This is a genomic window from Brevibacillus humidisoli, from assembly GCF_020923435.1.
Lineage (GTDB): Bacteria > Bacillota > Bacilli > Brevibacillales > Brevibacillaceae > Brevibacillus_E > Brevibacillus_E humidisoli.
In genome coordinates this window covers 2,312,142-2,332,845 of record NZ_CP087263.1, presented here as the reverse complement: position 1 = coordinate 2,332,845, position 20,704 = coordinate 2,312,142, and the positions used below count along the sequence as shown (strand labels likewise).

23 protein-coding genes are annotated in these 20,704 nt (G+C 50.1%); 18 read left to right on the top strand and 5 right to left on the bottom strand.

Going from position 1 to position 20,704, the window contains the following annotated elements:
* Nucleotide 1: 1 nt before the first annotated feature.
* Together LOK74_RS11595 and splB are read left to right on the top strand one after the other, a co-directional pair.
* Complete coding sequence (locus tag LOK74_RS11595; RefSeq protein WP_230046774.1) at nucleotides 2-211, top strand: hypothetical protein; 210 nt, start codon at nucleotides 2-4, stop codon at nucleotides 209-211.
* 10 nt (nucleotides 212-221) lie between these two features.
* Nucleotides 222-1,355, top strand: a complete 1,134-nt coding sequence (gene splB / locus LOK74_RS11590) for a spore photoproduct lyase (protein ID WP_230046773.1) — start codon at nucleotides 222-224, stop codon at nucleotides 1,353-1,355.
* A gap of 23 nt (nucleotides 1,356-1,378) precedes the next feature.
* On the opposite strand, the gene cysK is transcribed toward splB, so the two are convergent.
* Nucleotides 1,379-2,299, bottom strand: coding sequence for a cysteine synthase A (cysK, locus tag LOK74_RS11585; protein WP_230046772.1), 921 nt, complete (start codon nucleotides 2,297-2,299; stop codon nucleotides 1,379-1,381).
* Between the two features lie 159 nt (nucleotides 2,300-2,458).
* On the opposite strand from cysK, the gene LOK74_RS11580 reads away from it, so the two are divergent.
* From LOK74_RS11580 to LOK74_RS11550, 7 genes are all read left to right on the top strand, one after another.
* Nucleotides 2,459-3,094 carry a deoxynucleoside kinase gene (locus LOK74_RS11580; protein ID WP_230046771.1) on the top strand — a complete coding sequence of 212 codons (636 nt, stop codon included), beginning with the start codon at nucleotides 2,459-2,461 and terminating at the stop codon, nucleotides 3,092-3,094.
* 44 nt (nucleotides 3,095-3,138) lie between these two features.
* A complete protein-coding gene (locus tag LOK74_RS11575; RefSeq protein ID WP_230046770.1) occupies nucleotides 3,139-3,825 on the top strand; it encodes a deoxynucleoside kinase in 687 nt (228 codons plus the stop codon).
* A 71-nt stretch (nucleotides 3,826-3,896) separates the two neighbouring features.
* Complete coding sequence (locus LOK74_RS11570) at nucleotides 3,897-4,634, top strand: class I SAM-dependent methyltransferase (RefSeq protein WP_230046769.1); 738 nt, start codon at nucleotides 3,897-3,899, stop codon at nucleotides 4,632-4,634.
* A gap of 96 nt (nucleotides 4,635-4,730) precedes the next feature.
* Nucleotides 4,731-5,012 (top strand): 4a-hydroxytetrahydrobiopterin dehydratase, encoded by a 282-nt coding sequence (locus LOK74_RS11565; protein ID WP_230046768.1) that lies wholly within the window; start codon nucleotides 4,731-4,733, stop codon nucleotides 5,010-5,012.
* 236 nt (nucleotides 5,013-5,248) lie between these two features.
* Nucleotides 5,249-5,830: a class I SAM-dependent methyltransferase gene (locus LOK74_RS11560; protein ID WP_230046767.1), complete on the top strand. Its 582-nt coding sequence runs from the start codon at nucleotides 5,249-5,251 to the stop codon at nucleotides 5,828-5,830.
* A 12-nt stretch (nucleotides 5,831-5,842) separates the two neighbouring features.
* Complete coding sequence (locus LOK74_RS11555; RefSeq protein WP_230046766.1) at nucleotides 5,843-6,169, top strand: hypothetical protein; 327 nt, start codon at nucleotides 5,843-5,845, stop codon at nucleotides 6,167-6,169.
* A gap of 128 nt (nucleotides 6,170-6,297) precedes the next feature.
* Complete coding sequence (locus LOK74_RS11550) at nucleotides 6,298-6,807, top strand: acyl-CoA thioesterase (protein ID WP_230046765.1); 510 nt, start codon at nucleotides 6,298-6,300, stop codon at nucleotides 6,805-6,807.
* Nucleotides 6,808-6,865: 58 nt separating this feature from the next.
* Here LOK74_RS11550 and hutH read toward each other — a convergent pair whose 3' ends face one another.
* Nucleotides 6,866-8,374: a histidine ammonia-lyase gene (gene hutH / locus LOK74_RS11545; protein WP_230046764.1), complete on the bottom strand. Its 1,509-nt coding sequence runs from the start codon at nucleotides 8,372-8,374 to the stop codon at nucleotides 6,866-6,868.
* A gap of 496 nt (nucleotides 8,375-8,870) precedes the next feature.
* Between hutH and LOK74_RS11540 the strand changes: the two genes are divergently transcribed.
* Nucleotides 8,871-9,116: a hypothetical protein gene (locus tag LOK74_RS11540; RefSeq protein WP_230046763.1), complete on the top strand. Its 246-nt coding sequence runs from the start codon at nucleotides 8,871-8,873 to the stop codon at nucleotides 9,114-9,116.
* Between the two features lie 113 nt (nucleotides 9,117-9,229).
* On the opposite strand, the gene uvsE is transcribed toward LOK74_RS11540, so the two are convergent.
* Nucleotides 9,230-10,165: a UV DNA damage repair endonuclease UvsE gene (uvsE, locus tag LOK74_RS11535; protein ID WP_230046762.1), complete on the bottom strand. Its 936-nt coding sequence runs from the start codon at nucleotides 10,163-10,165 to the stop codon at nucleotides 9,230-9,232.
* 122 nt (nucleotides 10,166-10,287) lie between these two features.
* Here uvsE and LOK74_RS11530 point away from each other — a divergent pair, with 122 nt between their 5' ends.
* Together LOK74_RS11530 and LOK74_RS11525 are read left to right on the top strand one after the other, a co-directional pair.
* Nucleotides 10,288-10,635, top strand: coding sequence for a carboxymuconolactone decarboxylase family protein (locus tag LOK74_RS11530; protein WP_230046761.1), 348 nt, complete (start codon nucleotides 10,288-10,290; stop codon nucleotides 10,633-10,635).
* A 215-nt stretch (nucleotides 10,636-10,850) separates the two neighbouring features.
* Nucleotides 10,851-11,558 carry an MBL fold metallo-hydrolase gene (locus LOK74_RS11525; RefSeq protein WP_230046760.1) on the top strand — a complete coding sequence of 236 codons (708 nt, stop codon included), beginning with the start codon at nucleotides 10,851-10,853 and terminating at the stop codon, nucleotides 11,556-11,558.
* A gap of 7 nt (nucleotides 11,559-11,565) precedes the next feature.
* On the opposite strand, the gene LOK74_RS11520 is transcribed toward LOK74_RS11525, so the two are convergent.
* On the bottom strand, nucleotides 11,566-12,255 hold the full coding sequence (locus LOK74_RS11520) for a tetratricopeptide repeat protein (RefSeq protein WP_230046759.1): 690 nt from the start codon (nucleotides 12,253-12,255) through the stop codon (nucleotides 11,566-11,568).
* Between the two features lie 261 nt (nucleotides 12,256-12,516).
* Here LOK74_RS11520 and LOK74_RS11515 point away from each other — a divergent pair, with 261 nt between their 5' ends.
* From LOK74_RS11515 to LOK74_RS11495, 5 genes are all read left to right on the top strand, one after another.
* Nucleotides 12,517-14,043, top strand: a complete 1,527-nt coding sequence (locus LOK74_RS11515; RefSeq protein WP_230046758.1) for a fumarate hydratase — start codon at nucleotides 12,517-12,519, stop codon at nucleotides 14,041-14,043.
* A gap of 118 nt (nucleotides 14,044-14,161) precedes the next feature.
* The gene (locus LOK74_RS11510; RefSeq protein WP_230046757.1) at nucleotides 14,162-14,461 is read left to right on the top strand and encodes a LysM peptidoglycan-binding domain-containing protein; all 300 of its coding nucleotides are present in this window, start codon (nucleotides 14,162-14,164) and stop codon (nucleotides 14,459-14,461) included.
* A gap of 149 nt (nucleotides 14,462-14,610) precedes the next feature.
* Nucleotides 14,611-15,414 (top strand): carbon-nitrogen family hydrolase, encoded by an 804-nt coding sequence (locus tag LOK74_RS11505; RefSeq protein ID WP_230046756.1) that lies wholly within the window; start codon nucleotides 14,611-14,613, stop codon nucleotides 15,412-15,414.
* A 110-nt stretch (nucleotides 15,415-15,524) separates the two neighbouring features.
* Nucleotides 15,525-15,713, top strand: a complete 189-nt coding sequence (locus LOK74_RS11500; protein WP_230046755.1) for a hypothetical protein — start codon at nucleotides 15,525-15,527, stop codon at nucleotides 15,711-15,713.
* A gap of 203 nt (nucleotides 15,714-15,916) precedes the next feature.
* Nucleotides 15,917-17,362, top strand: coding sequence for an IS1182 family transposase (locus tag LOK74_RS11495; protein WP_230046754.1), 1,446 nt, complete (start codon nucleotides 15,917-15,919; stop codon nucleotides 17,360-17,362).
* Nucleotides 17,363-17,447: 85 nt separating this feature from the next.
* On the opposite strand, the gene LOK74_RS11490 is transcribed toward LOK74_RS11495, so the two are convergent.
* Nucleotides 17,448-19,016: an IS1182 family transposase gene (locus LOK74_RS11490; RefSeq protein WP_230042947.1), complete on the bottom strand. Its 1,569-nt coding sequence runs from the start codon at nucleotides 19,014-19,016 to the stop codon at nucleotides 17,448-17,450.
* 892 nt (nucleotides 19,017-19,908) lie between these two features.
* Between LOK74_RS11490 and LOK74_RS11485 the strand changes: the two genes are divergently transcribed.
* A complete protein-coding gene (locus LOK74_RS11485; protein ID WP_230046753.1) occupies nucleotides 19,909-20,466 on the top strand; it encodes a hypothetical protein in 558 nt (185 codons plus the stop codon).
* Nucleotides 20,467-20,704: the final 238 nt, after the last annotated feature.

The following is a 20,704-nucleotide window of genomic DNA, read 5'->3' as shown; positions in this document are numbered from 1 at the left end:
AATGTGGACGAGATGGGTCACCATTCATACATCTTATGGACTGCCGAGGGCAGCTCAGCAATGTCGCGACTATTTGGCCAACCGGGGGATACGTGTCAGGTTGTACGGCACCAAAAAAGGGAACTTGCACACTTATCATTTGCAGGTGCCATCAACGCAAAAAGAACGAGCGCTTGCCTTGTTGGGAACTTACAAAAAAAGGATTTTATAGAGGCCGCACTGTGAGATCATGGCGCCACTGCATTCTGACTTTGTGGGGATACTACTCACCGAGGGGGGAGAAAAGTGGCGACTACGCTGCAGGAAAAAGCGGATCGAACAGGGAAGATATCCAATCTATTTGTACCCGACCGGGTTTTTTTGAACCGGGTGCGCTGCAATACCCGCTGGGGGAGGAACTGTACAGACGATATACGGCGGAGCGCATCCCGATCGAGATGACCACCAGCCATAACCAGGTGCGAGGAATCCCTGGCGAAACCGACGTGGAAAAATACCGGAATGCCAAACGAACGCTGGTAGTAGGGGTACGGCGGACGTTGAGGTTTGAGCAGTCCAAACCGTCGGCAGAGTATGCCCTGCCGCTGGCTACCGGCTGTGCTGCTCACTGTCACTACTGTTATTTGAATACGAACATCGGCAGCAGACCTTATGTTCGTGTCTATGTCAATACGGATGAAATCTTCCAGCGAGCCGAGGAGTACATCGAGGAGCGGAAGCCGGAGATTACCCGTTTTGAGGCCGCTTGCACCTCTGACCCGCTGGCGATAGAGCACATCACCGGGAGCCTGAAGCGGGCGGTTCAGTTTTTTTCCCAGCAGCCCTACGGCCGACTCCGTTTTGTGACCAAGTTTCACCATGTGGAGCCGCTGCTTGACGTGGATCATAACAGACACACACGATTTCGTTTCAGCATCAACGCAGACTATGTGATCAAGCATTTTGAACCTGGGACATCCAGTTTTAGACAGCGGCTGCAGGCGGCCGGACAGGTGGCCAGAGCGGGGTATCCATTGGGCTTCATCATAGCCCCTCTATACCGGTTTGATGGTTGGGAACAGGGATACACGCAGTTGCTGGAGAACCTGCATGACCAACTGCCGCCAGAAGCAATGGCGGATCTGACCTTCGAGTTGATCCAGCACCGGTTTACCAAGGTAGCCAAGAACCTCATCGTAAAACGCTATCCGAAGACCAAGCTGAAGATGGACGAGTCGGAGCGGAAGTACAAGTGGGGTAAATACGGCAAGGGAAAGTACGTCTACCCGGATCAGCAGGCCAACGAGTTGCGTACCCATTTGGAACAGCAGATTGCACGGCTGTTTCCACGAGCGCGGATTGAATATTTTACCTAAAAAGGGCGCCTGATCAGGCGCCCTTATCCAAACAAGTCACGCATCGACAAATACCGCTCGCCGCTGTCGGCACAGATGGCGAGTACTTTTTTGCCAGGCCCAAGTCTCCTGGCTGTCTGCAGCGCAGCAAACACAGCCGCCCCGGATGAAGGGCCGACGAGAATGCCTTCCAGCCTGGCCATTTCCCGTGTCGTCACCAGCGCTTCCTCATCGCTGATTTGGATGATCTCGTCGTAGATCTGCTGATTCAGAGTTTGCGGGATAAATCCCGGACTGGTTCCGACGATTTTGTGCGAACCAGGCTGACCCCCTGACAAGACAGGAGATCCCTTGGGTTCTACCACGGTGATCAGCAGGTGGGGCAGTGCTTCACGCAGCACTTCACCGGTTCCGGATATCGTTCCGCCTGTGCCTGCTGTAGCGACAAACCCGTCTAGTTGCCCCTCCATCTGGGTCAGGATCTCCCGAGCCGTGGTCACCCGGTGGATGGCAGGATTGGCCGGATTCTCGAACTGCATCGGCATAAAACTATTGGGGATTTGACTCATCAGTTCTTTTGCCTTGCGGATGGCACCCGGCATTTTTTCTTCTCCCGGCGTGAGCACGACTTCCGCTCCATAAGCCTGCAACAGGAGGATACGCTCCCGCGTCATGGTATCCGGCATGACAATGATGGACGGGTATCCTTTGACTGCGGCGGCCATGGCCAGCCCGATCCCAGTGTTGCCGCTGGTCGGCTCGATGATCGTCGCACCAGGCCTCAATTGACCGGACGCTTCTGCTTCCACCAGCATATTGTAGGCGGCGCGATCCTTGACACTGCCGCTGGGATTAAACTTTTCCAGTTTTACATAAAGGTCGGCCATTTCGCTGTTGACGAGACGTCTAAGTCGAACAACAGGTGTGGCTCCGATCAGTTCCCCCATGTGATTGACGATACGCATGTTGCAACGCTCCTTGTTCCATCATTAATTCCATGATAACATATCGGATTTTAGGTGTAAGCTCTTTTTGGGCTCTCCTCCAAATCTTTCGACAAACGATCGTCGGACATGGTAAAATGAATTGCGCTTTCAACATGTGTGGGAGGATCTAATGTCATTATGAGTTCTGTTTTCATCACTGTAGAGGGGCCGATTGGTGTCGGCAAGACCTCGCTGGCACAGGCCATTGCCCGTGAGTACGGGCTGAACCTGCTGCAGGAAATCGTTTATGAGAATCCGTTTCTCGGCAAGTTTTACGAGAATATCGAAGAGTGGGGCTTTCAACTGGAGATGTTCTTCTTGTGCAATCGGTACAAGCAGCTGCAGGATATCTCCCGCCACCATCTGTCGCAGGGCAGATCGGTCGTCTCCGATTATAACATCTTTAAGAATACCATCTTTGCCCAACGGACGCTCGACGACGAGAACTTGCCAAAATACTTACAAATCTACGATATTTTGACGAGTGATCTGCCACAGGCAGACCTGGTCATTTATCTCCATGCTTCCGTCGATACGCTGATGAAGCGTATCGCCATGCGCGGAAGAGATGTGGAAGGATTGATCGACCGCCGTTATATGGAGAATCTGGCAGCTGATTACGCCCGCTTTATGGACGAGTTCCGACAGCGTCATCCGCAGGTACCGGTTCTCTCGTTTGCCTGTGACCAGCTTGATTACGTCCATCGGCCCGATGACCTGCGTTATGTGCTGCGTCAGATCGAACCGTTTCTGAAGCAAGCGACCAGCGGGTGAGTGATCCGCTTACGTTTATTCTCAGCAAAGGAGTTATTGAGCGAATGTCAGGTTTTACGACAAGCAGTTTACGAGAACAGTACGGCATTCCCAGCAATGCGATTATCACAGTTGGCGGGACGGTCGGTGTGGGCAAATCGACCTTTACCCATGCCTTGGCTGATCTGCTCGGGTTTCGTGTCTCCGTGGAAAAGGTGGACAACAACCCGTATCTCAACCGATTTTATCAGGATCTGTCGCGGTGGGGATTTCATCTGCAAATCTTTTTTCTCGCCGAACGGTTTAAGGAGCAGAAGCGGATCTTTGAATACGGGGGCGGATTTGTGCAGGACCGTTCCATTTATGAGGATACCGGTATTTTTGCGAAGATGCTGTATGAGCAGGGACATATGACCGATGAGGATTACCGTACGTATACCGGATTGTTTGAGGCAATGGTGATGACCCCATACTTTCCGCATCCGGATGTCTTGATCTATCTGGAGGCCAGCTTTGAAGACATTCTAGAGCGGGTAAAGGAGCGCGGTCGTCCGATGGAACAGCAGACCCCTGTCAGCTATTGGCAGGATTTGTATCGACGCTATGAGGAGTGGATCAATCACTTCACCAGCTGTCCGGTGCTGCGCATCAACATCAACGAGTACGATGTGCTGAAGGATCAGCGCTCTGTAGAAGTGGTACTGTCGCGGTTGGCGGAAAAAATTGAACTGGTGCGCAAAGCACGCCGCTGAATCGGTTCCCCTGGTCGTGATCCGTGGTATAGTATAAAGGGCGGACTCAACAGAAAAGGGAGATATGCAATATGACTGACGATTGGTTTGAACGCAGTTTTCGCGAGGATTACCTGCTGGTGTACCGACACCGGGACGAAGCCTCCGCCGACCGGGAAATCGCCAATCTGCTGGACCACCTGCCGGTCAGGAGGGCAGGTCGGGTATTGGATCTGTGCTGTGGCAGCGGCCGTCATTCTCGCGCTCTGGCCAGACGCGGCTACGAGGTGGTAGGTGTCGATTTGTCACCTGTCCTGCTGGCGGTTGCCCAAGAGAAAAATACATACGACAATCTTCGCTTTTACCAGTACGATATGCGGGAAATCCCGTTTGACAGCGAGTTTGATATCGTGGTCAACTTGTTTACCAGCTTCGGTTACTTCTCCTCGGACGAAGAGAATGCTCGTGTCGTGCACAACATGGCGAGGGCGTTAAAGCCAGGCGGCGAGGTCGTGATCGATTACCTCAACCCTGATTACGTCAAGGTTCACTTGATACCCGAATCGGAGCGGGAAGCAAACGGGCTGTTCATCAAAGAGCAGCGCTGGATCGAAGATGGCTTTGTCAAAAAACGGATTCTCCTGTACGACGCGGAGCAGGCTGAGCCGCGTCAGTACATGGAGCAAGTACGCCTGTACCATGCAGATGAAATGCAAGAAATGCTGCAAAATGCCGGATTTCAAAGCATCCAGTTGTTTGGCGACTACGACTTTTCCCCTTATCGCAAGCAGGATTCGCCGCGGATGATTTTCTATGCAGTCCGAGAATAGGCTGCAAAGGAGAGGGGATTTGCAGTGACTAACCCCTGTGAACCGTGAATAGAATGTCGTAAGGAGATCTTATTCACGATTGTAGGGGGAATGGCGATGGCCAAACTGACGATCGACCAGATCGCGTGCAACTTGTACAAGGTCCCAGGCTGGAAGCTTGACGGCGACCGTATGGCGCTTTGCCGCACATTTACCTGTAGTGACTTTCCATCTGCCATCCGGCTGGTCAATCAGGTCGCGGAATACGCCAGCGCTGACCACTGTCCGGAGATTCGCATCATGGGACAGGTTGTCATGTTTACGCTCTATACAAAGTCGGCAAACGGTTTGACTGGAAAAGATTTTGCATTGGCCCAGGCGATCAACAAGCTGCTCTGATCGATGTGAGACAAGTCTATATGGAATCATGGCCGCCCGTTTGCGAGGCGGCTTTTTTCCTCCATGGCGGGAGTGAAGCGCCCAATGCGCGCTGACGGATGCACGCATAAGAATATGCTCGCTAATCGGCAGAGAAGCAGGTATCAGTTTGTCAAACGCCTTGTTTCATTTTATAGTAAGGGGAGAGGTGATTGTACGGCTGTTTCCGGTCTGTGTTCAAAAGGAGGAAAAAGCGAATGGACGATTACGTTGTTCGTAACAAGGAGACGTTTAACCGATTGGGCAGCGCGGCGACGGAAGTGGCAGAGTTGATGCGGATCGCTACCCGGGTGCTGCCTGCTTTTCAGATGCTGCTGGCGGGCGGGCGGGTGCTGGATCTTGGCTGTGGCGTCGGGCATGATTCCCTGCGCCTCAAGCGACACAGACTGGACGTAGAAGGACTCGATATCAGCGAAGTGATGCTCGCGGAGGCAAAGAAGCAGGTGCAGGGAGTTGCCTTCCGACAGGGCGATTTTCGTACGCTGCCATTTGCCGATATCAGCTTTGACGGGATTTGGGCCAACGGTTCGCTGTTTTACGTGACACCAGATGATCTACGGGAAGCGTTGGCCGAAGTGCACCGCACACTGAAACCAGGCGGGGTGTTTTTCGCTTCGTACCTGCAGGGAGAAGGGGAGTGTGTCTCCGACTCCCTCTACCACCGGCGTTACCAGCAAGCAGAATTGCAGCACTTCTACCAGGTCGCCGGATTCAAGACGTTCGATCCGTCGATTGATACCGGATCGGAGTCGTTTTTATCGATTCTGGCCGTAAAGTAAAGGAGAGAGTGTATGGAACTGCATCGTCATGAACAATTGATGGCCTGTTTGCGGGAGACATACTTGCAACAGTCGCTTCAGGTCACGTTTACCCAGTGGGATGGGGATGAAGAGGATGAGCAGGTGAGTCAATTCCAAGCTTCGCTTGTCGATATCGTGCTCGATGACAACGAGTTTGGCACCAAAGATCTGCTGCTCACCTTCGAACTGGATGAGGAAGAAGTGGTGGAGATCTTGATGGAGCTGTCTCGTGAAGAGGCCGATCTGGCCAATCTGGATGGGGGGACCCTGCGGCTGTTCGGTACGGAGGCGGAGCTGGTTCTTACTCGGCACAGCTAGTCGATGGCTGGGGACGGAAAAATAAGGATTGGGCGGCATATCTACGACTGCTCTCGTTGATTATGGACAAAACTGATGATAACTTGATCGACTGCAGCTTTCTGTCAGCAATAAAAGGAGGTCTACCAATGGAAGCGAAACCGTCCAGTGCTTCTAGAACCGTACAAGCATCTTTGGTGCTGCCATCTGACACGAATAATCACGGAACGATTTTCGGAGGCACGATGATGTCTTATATTGACGAGGTGGCAGCGATTGCAGCCATGAGACATTCCCGACATACTGTCGTAACGGCCTCCATTGATTCCATTGATTTTTTATCTCCTGTCAAAATGGGTCATTCGCTGTGTATTGAAGCGTTTGTCACATCGACTGGGAAAACATCAATGGAGATTTTTGTAAAAATTATCTCGGAAGATCTGAAAACCGGGGAGCGCATGCTGACGGCGACATCTTTCCTCACATTTGTCGCCATCGATGAAAACGGTCTGCCAACTCCCGTTCCTCCCGTTTATCCGGAAACGGATGAAGAAAAAGATTTGTTTCATTCCGCTCCGGAGAGAAAGAGGATGCGGGAAGAACGCCGGAAAAACTCTAAGCAGGTCATCGATAATATCGATCTAACGAAAAGAATATAGAGCAAAAAAGAGGCTAGATCGTTAGCCTCTTTTTTTATGTGAGTCACACACCCCATCTTCAAAACAGCAACGACTTAGCCCTGATCAACTGCTCTGCCTGTACCATGTCGGCGTGCATCTCGCGATCATGTTCAAGGCGAGGAATATTCGTGCGCAGCAGTTGGTACGCTTTCTCTGTCCCTGCTCCCAGTTTGCCCTCACCAAAATCAATCGCCTGTGCGGCTGCCAGGTATTCAATTGCCAGCACCTTTCGGGTGTTGTCGACCACGGTACGCAGCTTGCGTGCCGCAGTTGTGCCCATACTGACATGATCCTCTTGGTTGGCAGAAGAAGGTATGGAGTCCACTGATGCCGGATGGCACAGCACTTTGTTTTCCGATACGATCGAAGCTGCGACATACTGGGCAATCATATAGCCCGAATGGAGGCCCCCATAAGGTGTGAGAAAGGCGGGCAGGTTGCTTAATTGTGGGTTGACCAGGCGCTCGGTGCGCCGCTCCGAGATGTTGGCCAGCTCGGCCACCGCAATCGCCAGAAAATCGGCGACCAATGCCATCGGCTGTCCGTGGAAATTGCCGCCGGAAATCACTTCGCCCGTCTCTGCAAACAGCACCGGATTATCCGTAACACTGTTGCATTCCCGTTGCACTGTTTGCCATACGTACTCCAGTGTGTCCCGCGTCGCCCCGTGTACCTGCGGAATGCAGCGGAGGCTGTATGCATCCTGTACGCGAAGCTCCCCCTGTTCACTGGTACGATCGCTGCCCTGCAGGTGCAACAACAGACGACGGGCCGATTCCTGCTGTCCCGGGTGCGGTCGTACAGCGTGCAGCTTGGGATCGTATGCTTTGGGGATTCCGCGCAACGCTTCTACACTCATCGCCGCGATCACTTCAGCGCTTTCCAACACGGTCCGCGCGTCTGCCAGAGCCAGACAGAGAAGAGCAGTCATCGCCTGTGTCCCGTTGATCAAGGCCAAACCTTCTTTGGCTTCCAGGCGGATCGGTTTCAGACCGGCGGCTTGCAGCGCTTCTGTTCCTGGAAGTCGTCGGCCGCCGTACTCTGCTTCCCCTTTTCCCAGCATGACGAGAACCAGATGGGCGAGTGGCGCCAGGTCGCCGCTAGCACCAAGCGACCCCTGTTGGGGAATGACCGGATGAACTCCGCGGTTTACCATCTCGATCATCAATGTCAGCGTTTCCAGTCGGATACCGGAATAGCCTTTCGCCAGTGCATTGATTCTGAGTGCCATGATCGCACGTACTACTTCCACAGGATACGGCTCACCAACACCGCAAGCGTGGCTCATGATCAGATTCTCCTGCAGTTGGCTGGTATCTTCTGCTGAGATGACAACATCGGAAAACTTGCCAAATCCGGTGGTCACCCCGTAGGCTACTTGACGCTGTTCCACCATTTGTTCCACCATGTGCCGCGATTCGCGTATGCGCCGGATCGCTTCCTCCGAGAGAGCAACCGGTTCAAAGCGACGGGCGATGGCTTCCACTTGTTCGATGGTCAATTGAAACCCATCCAGAGATACGATTGTGGTTGATTCTGTCTTCATCTGATATTTTCCTCCTTTAGCAGGGTAGAGAGCGAAAAGAAACGGGGTTAGGAACTGGTTCCTAACCCCGTTGAATGGAATGCGTTATGCAGTTGCAGAGGATGCTTCCACCTCTCGCGCATATCTCTATCCCCGTTTCACTCAGTATTCATACTTATCTATCCTTCATTATTGCCATACGCGGAGGCCATTCGTCAAGGCGCAAAAGTGGAACATAGAAAAAAACGGGCATCGTCATTTTGCTCAGAATAGGCACCTGACGTTGCTTACGACGGGTTCCTGTCATACCATGTAGTGTCACTTAACCAGAAAGGAAGTGTGGAATGTGGAAAAAGAAAGGCCGAAGTCTAGCTCAACTATGCCCATCATGCCGCCTAATATCCACCACGCGCCTCCCAAAAAGGAAAGACCGATCCCCAAGCACAAGCCGAGGCACAAACCAAACAGAGGGATCCTTGAGAACCTCATCTACAAATATTATCGTCACCGGGACAAGATGAAATACTACAAGAAAAAGTGTCAGAAACATCGCCACCATCGTCGCAAGTTCGGCTATTACTACGATTACTACAAGCACCACAAAGACCGGATGCACCATTACTACAGTCAATGTTATCCAGATAGCTATGGTGCCGGCAACTCGTACGATACGAGTAGCTCGTATGATTCTTCGGGCGGCAGCAGCGGCTGCCAGTGCGGCTGCCAATGCGGCTGCGGCGGTGATTCCTCATCCCGTCTTTAGCATATGCTGGTTTAACAGGCAGGTGCCGTGCCCCATCGATGGCATCTGTCTTTTCTTTCCGTTCCAAAGGGATAGACAAGCCTGCCTGCATGTGTGTAGTCCACTCGTTTCTACTAGCTTGAGACGGATATCGGCGCCTCCACCTCCATCCCCGCTTCTTTTAATTCCTCACGCAGTCGAAGCAGAGCGAGATCTTTCTGTTTGCACTCCAACATGATATCGACGTTGCCATGTGAGATCTTTTCCACAAATCGCAGAAAATCATCGACGTTGATGTTGTCGGCATGGCTCCGAAAGTCGCTCTCCGACCTGGGCGAGGAGAAGTGTATTTTGGGCGTTCGTTCCCCCCAAGTCTGAAAGATGCGCGGCAGATACTCCTCCAATCGCTCGCCATTGTTGACACAGTCGTGATGATGAACATCAAGGATCATCGGAACACCGAGACGTTCACACAACTCCAATACTTCGCGCATGCCAAATGAAGTGTCGTCATTTTCCACCACCAGTCGCTTTTTTACATGATCCGGCAGTCGCTGAAAATGATCGGCGAAGCGATCCAATGAGGCTTGTTTGTCTCCATACACACCGCCGACATGAGTGACCATCACGGAGTCGATGTCAAGTCCCATCCGATCCAGCACCCGGGCATGATAATCAAAATCGTTGATCGTTGAGCGCAGCACCTCCTCGTGAGGGGTGTTGAGAATGCTGTAATGGCCCGGATGAGAGGTAACGCGCATACCGTGTTTGCGGATGTATTCGCCTGCTTTGTCAAAGTCCCAGCTGAATTCTTTCTCCCAATCCCAGCCATCGGCTACCGGATGAGTTGCAAACGGAACGAATTCCGAGGGCAGACGGTACAAGTAGATGGCGTGCTCACGATTGTAAGCAAGAATCTCCATCAGGTTAAAGAAGTTTGTCTGCAGGATTTTTCGCAGTTTTTTCATTTGTCCGGCCCGATCCAGTTTTTGCAGTTGAGCCAGTGTTGTTTTTTTGTTGGGATTGTTTTTGGTGGCCATACTGATGCAGGCGTAGCCCAGACGGATCACCCCATCAACTCCCATCTGCCGTTTTGGGTAGTATCCCCCGGATTGATCAGTTTGCGTCGCATGAACTGGCCGGTTCGGAGGGAAGATAGAGGAGAGATTGCCGATAAAAGGAGGGAAGCACATTGACTGAACATTATCTTGCGGAGCAATACCGTGAAGGTCTGCACTCGCTGGGAGAACTGATGCCCGAGGTAGTAGATGCTTACAACCGGTTTACCAATGTCTGTTTTCAGCCGGGAGAGGTAAGCACCAAATACAAGCATCTGATGGCGTTGGGGATCTCCCTGTTCACAGGAAACGAACACTGTATTGTCTACCATTTGGAAAACGCGCTGGATGAAGGGGCGACGGAAAAAGAGATCGCCGAGACGATTTCGGTAGCAGGCGCTTATGGAGGAGGGGCTACCATGTCACACGGGGTGATTCTGATCAATGAAGTGATGGAAGAGAAAAGACAAAACCTGCAGTAATGGCCATGGCCAGATCAAGCTTGTGCGCTCACACCAAACGCACAAGCTTTTCGTTTTGTATGACGATTTTCAAAATGGTTTGGATCAGATACAGTCTTTTTCCAAAGAATGTTGTATAATAAGTAGAGGAATCGGTTGAAAGAGACGGATATTCACACAGTAAAGGTGTGTTTGCCCCAGACAATCGGAATCGAAGGAGAGGAGAGGATGCGAATTTGACGAATGTGACCTACCAAGTTGCTCCCAATGTTTGGGCTATTTTGACATACGAAGAGTCCTGGAAGAGCTACATCAACAATTATGTCGTACAAAAAGGCAAGTCCTATCTCCTCATCGACACGAACCTGCGCAAACACCGGTCGTATTTGCAAAGCGCGCTGCAGCAGATCGGTGCCACACCGGATAAAATCGAGCAGGTATACTGTACGCATCGTCACCCTGATCATATCGGCAACGTGGAACTGTTTCCCTCCCGCAACAACTGGATTCATTTGGACGATTACTTTGAACTGGATGACTTTTCGCAAACCCTGTTCGGACACACCTTTACGGGGAGAGGCGGCGAACTCTCGCCTTTGTATTTTCGGCATCTTCCCTCTCACACCGCAGGCTCTGTCGCTTTCCTCGATCCAGAGAGCCGCGTCTGTTTTATCGGAGATCATCTCTGCTTTTTTGGCGACCCGTTAGGGGGAGGAGTGGGTTTCGAAGCGGAACGCAGGGAAAGTTTTTTGCGCTTCTTGAAAAAATGGAACAGTCAGGAGCCGGAACAAGTGCAGTCGTTTGCCTCCGGGCTCCGTGCGATTATTCACTGGCCAATTGAAGTGTTGGCTACGGGTCATGGTCCGATCCTCAAAGGAGAGATTATCCCTTTCTTTGAACGGATTCTACAAGAAACGGCGGCGTTGACAGAACCATCCAACTAAGAAAGCCTCATCCGACGTGGGATGAGGCTTTTGTCCATTCACTGATTCGCTTTTCGATTTGCTCATGATTCAAGTGCATCGTCATGAAGTAATGCTGTCCGATCAGACGGTGCAGGTAGTGAACCGCTCTGCCGTAATCGCCTTTTGCCGCCTCAATCTCCGCTAGGCAGAACAGGCGTAGTTCAACCCGGACACGCTTTTGCGGCAGCAGTTGATACATCTCCCATGCTCCTTGTACCTCCCCCATCCGGGCGTAGGCGCAGATGATCACCCCCAGCGCGTTAAACAGCCGGTTGTCACGCTCAAAGACGCGAAAGGCCACTTCTAATGCGTCTTTATACTTTCCCTGATAGAAGTAGATGGTTGAGAGATTGTAAAACAGGTAATGGATCATCGCTTGGTGAAACAGCGTCGGTGAATTCTTGCAGAGAGCAAGCCCCTCGGCGACGCATTGTTCCGCCTGCTCGTAATTGCCGGACATGATTTCGTGAGTCGACTTATCTAGCATGGCAACCGATCGGGATCGGTTTTTCCGATAAGAAGCTTCCAGCCAACGCATGAGTCGATCCGGTTTGCGTCGAAACATAGACCCTATATATTGAAAACGAAACGGCCAGTGCAGGCGAATAAAGGCAGTCATCAAAACAACGGCCAGACCGCAGAGGACCGATGTCGCGTTTAGATCGAGAAGTTCCATAGCGGCCACTTCCTTTCTTCATCGTGTTTCTGTCTATCTTTTCGTCCGGATGAAAAGGCAGAGAAGCGCACCTTCCCATCTTAGCACACAACAGGTTGGCATGCACAGTAGATTGATAGGCTCTGTTCCTTGTTCTACCAGTTAGACGGAACGAGGTGAGTATCTGTTTCATAGCCGGGGTTCTCGTACACCCCAGCCATGATGTGCTATAATGAATACGGTTTAGGAATAGACTCATTTCGTTGAAAAGGGGCGAAATAGATGGAGAAACTGAAACAGAGCATCTATGATTTGATTGTGGAAACGTCAACCAATCTGCCGCCTGACGTTCGTCGTACCATTAATGAAGCAAAGCGGCGGGAAGATGCGGGGACGAGATCGGCTTTGTCTCTCTCGACGATTGCACAGAACATCAACATGGCGGAGGAGAATCTGTCGCCGATCTGTCAGGATACAGGAATGCCGACCTTTGAGATCAAGACACCGGTTGGGGTCAACCAATTGGTGATGAAAAAAGCGATTCACGAAGCCATCGCAGAGGCGACAAAAGCGGGTAAGCTTCGCCCCAATTCAGTCGACTCGTTAACCGGCGACAACTCCGGAAACAACCTCGGTCCCGGGACACCAGTCATCCACTTTGAACAGTGGGAAGAAGATGAAGTTGAAATCCGTCTCATCCTAAAAGGGGGCGGCTGTGAGAACAAAAACATCCAGTATTCCCTCCCCTGTGAGTTGGAAGGCTTGGGCAGAGCGGGACGCGATCTGGATGGCATCCGCAAGTGCATCCTGCACGCTGTTTACCAGGCACAGGGCCAGGGATGCAGTGCCGGGTTCATCGGCGTCGGCATCGGCGGAGACCGCACTTCCGGATATGCTCTAGCGAAACATCAGTTGTTCCGCCGGGTCGATGACACCAATCCTCACCCAGAACTGGCTGAATTGGAAGCTTATATCATGGAATCGGCCAACAAGCTGGGCATTGGAACGATGGGATTTGGCGGCAATACCACGCTGCTGGGCTGTAAAATCGGTGTAGAAAACCGACTGCCGGCCAGTTTCTTCGTCTCCGTCGCGTACAACTGCTGGGCGTTTCGTCGGCAGGGAGTGCGTCTTGATGCGACAACCGGGGAGATTAAACAATACCTGTACAAAGACGAACCAGTCCCCATGGAAGTAGAGGAGAGCGGGCACTCAACCGAAGAGCGTCGCCAAGTAGTACTGGAAGCGCCGATCAGCGAAGAACAAATTCGCAGTCTAAAAGTGGGCGATGTTGTTGTCATCAATGGCTTGATGCACACGGGCCGTGACGCCCTGCACAAATACTTGATGGACCACGATTGTCCGGTTGATCTCAATGGCGGTGTAATCTATCACTGTGGCCCGGTCATGCTGAAAGACGAGGAAGGCTGTTGGCACGTGAAAGCTGCTGGACCAACCACCAGCATTCGCGAGGAGCCGTATCAAGGCGATATTATTAAGAAGTTTGGCATTCGCGCTGTGATCGGCAAGGGTGGCATGGGACCTAAGACACTGCAGGCACTGAAGGAACATGGCGCTGTCTACCTCAATGCCATCGGTGGTGCCGCACAGTACTATGCCGACTGTATCGAAGAAGTAGAAGGCGTCGATTTCATGGAATTTGGTATTCCGGAAGCGATGTGGCATCTGCGTGTCAAAGGATTTGCCGCAATTGTGACGATGGATGCACACGGCAACAGTCTGCATGCTGATGTAGACAAAAGCTCACTGGAAAAGCTGTCGCAGTTTGCCGAACCGGTATTCAAGTAAACGGGTAAGAGAACTGTGGGTCAACGTCCAAATGCTGGTGTCACTAGGTTGATGCTGATACCTTCCTTCCTGCCTATGCATACGGTATTAGCGAATACTGGCCAAGGGAGGAAGCGTTGTGAATTATGTGGTGAGACCTGGGGACACGCTGAATTCGATCGCTGCCCGTTTTGGAGTGACGGTTTCAGAATTGATCCGTGTCAATCGTTTGACCCCGCCTTTTCTCGTCTATCCGGGACAGACGCTTTATATCCCCACAAGACCTGACTCTAGACCCCCCAGACCTGACAACAACTTGCAGGGGCGGGTAGAGCGATTGGAGCGCCAGGTAGATCGCCTGCAAAGGCGTGTCGATCGCCTGGACCAACGGGTTGAAAATTTAAATCGTCGCGTAGCCCGCCTGGAACAACAGCGATAATCGATAACACAAGCAGAGAGAGGAGGTTTGCTCCTCTTTTTGTTTTGCTTGCATGCGATCTGTCTTGCAGCTACGATGATAACGGATAGACTTCAAGCTTTGGACAGGAACACGAACGACGAATGCTACAGAGAAGAGGGGGATGAAAGATGACAGACCGATGGAATGTTGCCATATTGCAGATGGATGTGGCATATGGACAACCTGAGCAGAATCGCGCCAAAATGCTGGAGATGGTCCAGTCACTGCAGGGTCGGGGGGAGCGTACCGATGTACTGCTCCTCCCGGAATTGTGGGATACGGCCTATGATCTGCATCGTCTTGACGAGATTGCGGACGAAGGCGGGGCTTCAGCCCAAGCACTGCTGGGAGATACAGCAAACTGCTTGGGAGGCTTTGTTGTCGGTGGTTCCATTGCTGAGCGCGTTAGGGAGAAGGTGTACAATACCACCTATGTGTTTGATCGACAGGGTGAGTTGATCGGGCGTTATGCCAAAGCCCACCTGTTTCGGCTGATGAATGAAGATAAGTACCTGGCAGCTGGTGATACGGAAGGGTTATATCAGTTGGACGGTCATCTCGCCGGTTCCGTGATCTGCTACGACATCCGTTTCCCCGAATGGGTTCGGACCTACGCGCTGAAAGGGGCAAAAGTGCTGTTCGTTTCGGCACAGTGGCCGCATCCGCGGCTGCATCACTGGCGACAGCTGTTGATCGCGCGGGCCATTGAAAATCAGATGTACGTCGTCGCCTGCAACCGCGTCGGTACCGGCGGAAAAACGCAGTTTTGCGGGCATTCGATGATCATCGACCCTTGGGGAGAGATTGTCGTGGAAGCGGGAGAAGAAGAAGAGGTGGTGCAAGCGCAAATCGATTTGTCCTTGGTGGACGAGGTGCGCGGGCGGATTCCGATCTTTTCCGATCGACGTCCGGCTTTGTATATCGGCGAGTAATGGCGGGCAGAAAAAAATGGGCGTTCTCACCAAGCTATTCATTTTCCCACTCCTTTCTCGTTGCGCATACGGTGTAACAAAAGAAGGTTGCACAGGAGGTGGGAGACAGAGTGCCTTTCTTAAACGGCAAGAAGCTGCTCTATCACGTTGATGGGATTCGCGGGAAAGTAAGTGAAGTGAGGGAATTAGTGGAAACGCTGGACCAAATGTTTGATTCCTTTCATAAGGTAAACCGGATCAGCAAGGACATGTTGGGAATGTACCGGTATCAACAAGGTAAGATCAAGAGACTGCGGTAAGCGTGCTTGCTCTCTGGGAGAGAAATCTTCCGCAGGCGGTATAGTACGGTACACGGATAAACTCATCGGCATGAAAAAAAGAACCGACAAAACTCGGTTCTTTCAGCCTGTAGACAAAGTTCCGTAAGGAACAGGGTCTGCAGGCTTTTTTGTTGAATATAGAACATGTTACGTTTTCAATAGTTATTTTTGGAGGTGGCATTATGCTTAATAAGCAACAGGCCGAAGGCCGTTATCAGATATCTGCATTCTCGTTAGATGAGTTGGTGCCAAAAGATCATCTCGTAAGAAAAATCGAAAATGCAATCGACTTTTCATTCATCTATGACTTAGTGGAAAGCCTCTACTGTCATGACAACGGCAGACCCAGTGTTGACCCTGTAGTCTTAGTCAAAATTGCTCTCATCCAATATCTTTTTGGTATTCGTTCCATGCGACAAACGATTAAAGAGATCGAAACCAATGTTGCCTATCGGTGGTTCATTGGCTATGACTTCAGTCAGCCCATTCCCCATTTCACGACCCTAGGCAAGAACTATGTTCGCCGTTTTCGGAATACTCAACTCTTCGAGTCGATCTTCCTTCGAATATTGGAAGAGGCGGTACATCATGGATTCGTGAAGCCTGACGTGCTTTTCATCGATGCTACGCATGTAAAAGCCAGTGCGAATAAGCATAAATACGTGAAAGAAATCGTTGAAGAACAAGCCAAGAAATATCAAGAGCTACTGGACGAAGAAATCAATCAGGATCGTATTGCACATGGAAAGAAGCCCCTTGAAAAAAAGACAGAAACTTCGAAGAAGGAGGTGAAGGTCAGCACAACTGACCCGGATTGCGGATTGTTTGTAAAGGGGGAAAAGGAACGTGTATTTGCCTATAGTTTTCATACGGCATGTGATCGAAATGGATTTGTGCTTGGCGCAAAGGTAACGCCAGGCAATGTGCATGACAGTCAGGTTTTTGAGGATGTTTTGAATCAAGTGCGACAGACGTTCGAACAACCTCAGGCTGTGGCGGTGGACTCCGGATACAAGACGCCTTACATCAGTAAAACACTGATTGATGACCAGATTCGCCCCGTTATGCCCTACACAAGACCACGCACCAAAGAAGGTTTTTTTAAAAAGTACGAATATGTGTATGATGAATATTTCGACTGCTACATCTGCCCGAACGAGCAAATCTTAACATATGAGACAACAAACAAGGATGGGTACCGTATCTATCGATCAAATTCTCAAGTTTGCCGAAGTTGTCCGTTTTTGAAACAATGCACGGAAAGTAAAGACTACACAAAGAGAGTGAGTCGCCACATCTGGGCTGATTACCTCGAAGAGGTAGACCACCTCCGGCATACCGAGGAAAACAAACAGATCTATAGCCAACGGAAAGAAACGATTGAACGTGTATTCGCTGATATGAAGGAAAAGCATGGCATGCGTTGGACGACCTTACGAGGACTGGAGAAGGTCACGATGCAGGCGATGCTTGTTTTCGCTGCCATGAACCTGAAAAAAATGGCGACCTGGCTATGGAAATCAGGTCGCCAAAAGGTGAAGGATCAAAACACCTTCGGTATTTTCATCAAATTATTAAACAAACTCCCTCTGCTGTTAGTTCAGCGAGGGAGTTTGTCAGCAATCTGAAGAGGGTGTCCCAAAAGTAAACTTAGGAACGACCTCATCAGAAAAAAAATTAGATAAGTCTCGGAAGAAACAAAAAACAAAGGAGCTAAGCGACCTGTTCTCGCTTAGCTCCTTGTCTTTGGGCGTCCACTGCAGCCTTCTTGAGCAAATTGTGGGCAAGGGAAAGCCACCCGACCTCCAGACTTACTTTCGGTAAGCCTCGAAGCAGGAACCTTTTGAACCCTCGATTGTTCTTCATAGCACCAAACACGGGCTCCGGCTCAATCATGCGCCTCACTGCCAGGGCATACCCTTCTTCGCTGCGGAGCTTCTGCTTTGCTTGGTTCTTTAGCCGCAAATACTTCATGCTGACTTTGACTTCGCGATTGCCTTGGGCTTTCGTACACTGAGACTTCAACGGACAGTCCTCGCAACCGGCGCTTCTGTAATGACGGTACACGATTTCGTATCCACTTTCCGTTTTCTCCTTGCTCTCTCTTCGGAAATGGAGGGTTTGCCCCGCTGCGCATGTCCACGTATCTTGCTCACTGTTATACGTCCAGTTGTCGATCTTGCTGATGTCCCTTTGCCATGCCTTGCTTTTTTCGCGGTGATACGTGCTGTATTTGACGATGGCTTCGACTTCGTTTTGTTCGAGATAGTCATAATTCTCTTCGCCGCCATAACCCGCATCTGCGATGACGCTTCTCGGTAGCTTTCCGATCTGCGCCTTTACTTTTTCAAGATGAGGGATAAAGCAGCGCGTATCGGTCGGCCGCTGATGCACACTGTAGCCGACAATGAATTGATTTTCGGTGCCAATCTGCACATTGTAGCCAGGTTTGAGCTGGCCGTTTCGCATGTGGTCTTCCTTCATTCGCATAAAGGTAGCGTCAGGGTCCGTTTTGCTGTAACTATTTCGAGTGCCTAGTATCTTCTCATGTGTTTCATACTTTTGGAGGCGAGGAAGCAGGTCTTTGCGGATGGTGCGAACCGCCTTCTTTAGTGGCTTGTCTTTTGGCTTCTCCTGCAGGCGTTCCTCCAATTGCTTGACGGCATGCTCCAGCTTTTCACTTGTGAGGGTAGAGGACTCGCCCAGCTCGCGAAGATCTTGGCCCCCGTGCGCTCCTTCTTCTTGCTTTTCGGCTTCCTCAATGGTGGCAAACAAGGTCTTCACTTTCTCCTGGAGCTTGGCTTTGTGCTTGACGACAGCCTTTCCCCAAACAAACGTATACCGATTCGCATTGGCTTCGATCTTGGTACCGTCCACAAAGTAATGCTCCAGCTGCACGTAATTCTCCTCGACCAAGAATTGAAGAATGGCGGTAAACACAGTCTCCAGTACGGGTTTCATTCGTTCCGAGCGAAAGCGGTTGATGGTGCGGAAGTCCGGACGTTGTCTGCCTGCGATCCACATGAACATTATGTTTTCACGGACGGCCTTGGCAATCTGGCGAGAAGAGTAGATGCGCTGGGTGTAGGCATAGATGATGATTTTGGTGAGCATCTTGGGGTGATAGCTGTCTCGTCCGCCTCCGGGGTAAGCCGCGTCAAAGATGGCGTCGTCGAGACGATTGACAGCGGCGTTGACCACACGAACGAGATGATTGGCGGGAATGTCCTCTTCTACATCCATTGGTAAACAAAGTTGATCCATGGTATATTGAATGTACAAAGAAACCACTCCTTTTGTATGTGTTGGGTCGTACTTACATTTTACCAAAGGATGGTTTCTTTTTGTTTTTCTAGATTGAAAAAAAGGGGGATCCCTCAGCCATTATTCATGGCTTTTGGGACACCCTCTTTTATTTTCTGGATCGAACTGTATTTAAGGTAGTGTCAAAAGACGGAATCCCCATGGATTTTGATGCATACATAAGAAATATACCAGTTCAAGAATACAAATATTCCCAACGGAAAATTAAATCCCTGTCACGAGAGGATAAAAGATGCTTATAGGACAGGACTTCTTTTAAAAGCTAACTAGACAGATGATTATTGCTTAAATGACATGAAAAATATCAAGAATGACCATGCGAAAATATTTCCTGATTTCGTGTTTTCCTTATTATCCAAAAAATCTCAAGTAAATGATTGCAAATCAGCACAATCGATGGTAATGTTTAGATAATAATGGGAAATCTGCCCAAGCAGGAAAACTGTATCCACCACCATGTTACTTAAATGAGGAAGGTATTCTTGAAAAGACAAATGGATCAATTCTCGAGTCTAGTTATTTGTGCGAAATGGTTTAGGTAGAAAAGATGAGCGAGATGTACCGAATCGCTAACTATCGTTTTTTCCAATAGATAAAGCAGCAAGTTGTCTAATTTTACTAACAATTCAGGAAGTATGGTTGTAAGCCAGGTACTCATCTTAATATACATAACGTTTTTATGCAACACTTACGTAGTATCCTTGAAAAGGGAGTGATGTAGAAAGGGGAGATTTGATTGGAAGTGTTACTGTTCCTTGGTGGTATTGTCGTGACAGTAGGAGTGTACATTTTGTATCTTGGGGTTTTTAATGTATTACCCAAATCAAAAAGGAAGGATGAAGATGATTAAATGAACCGTAAAATTTTCACATTTTTGCTTGCGATGTTGATGCTTTCTGTTTTTGCTATCCCTGTCGGTGCAACAAACAGTGACGGTCTGACAAAGGAGCAGCAAGCTGATTACGACGCCTATAAAAAGGCTGGCTATGAAGTCAGCATTTCTAGCAAAAATGGTGTTCTTACCATTAATGCATACAAAAAGCCATCGAGCGATGATATTTCGACTTTTGGGCCTCTAAGTTATCCTGTCCACACTTCTATTTATCTTGGGAACTACAAGGTAGGTACGATAGATGGTGAGATTAATGCATATGTTCTCGGTGATGGAAATCCAACAATCACCGGATATGACTTACCGGTTGAACCTTACCCATATGGGTTGGTACTATGCACCTTCACTGACCCCGAATATGATACTTCTAACGGTAGCGATTATACGAAATTAGTTCAGTCGTTTAAAGGCAAGGTAGTGCAACCAAAAGGCGGAGCATTATACGGATCAGTATTTCCTGTAAAGATGAATTACAAACTTTATTCTGATGGGGATCTATCAATTTCTCAAAGTTAGGTGTCCGGACGAAAGATTACTGGAAACCACTCATAGGTTGGATACCCAATCAACCCAAAAGTTGAGACAGATTTTGGTCGTTTGAAGGTAAAACTTTTTCCAACTGTCTGAATAGTAGTGTAATGTTCGGCATCCTTGTTTTGTCTAAGCACGGGAGGTAGTAAAACAGGACATAGGCCCTTCTCGTTTGAGAGGGCCTTTTCTTCATCATTGTCCTTCTCAGAAATGTAACACCTCC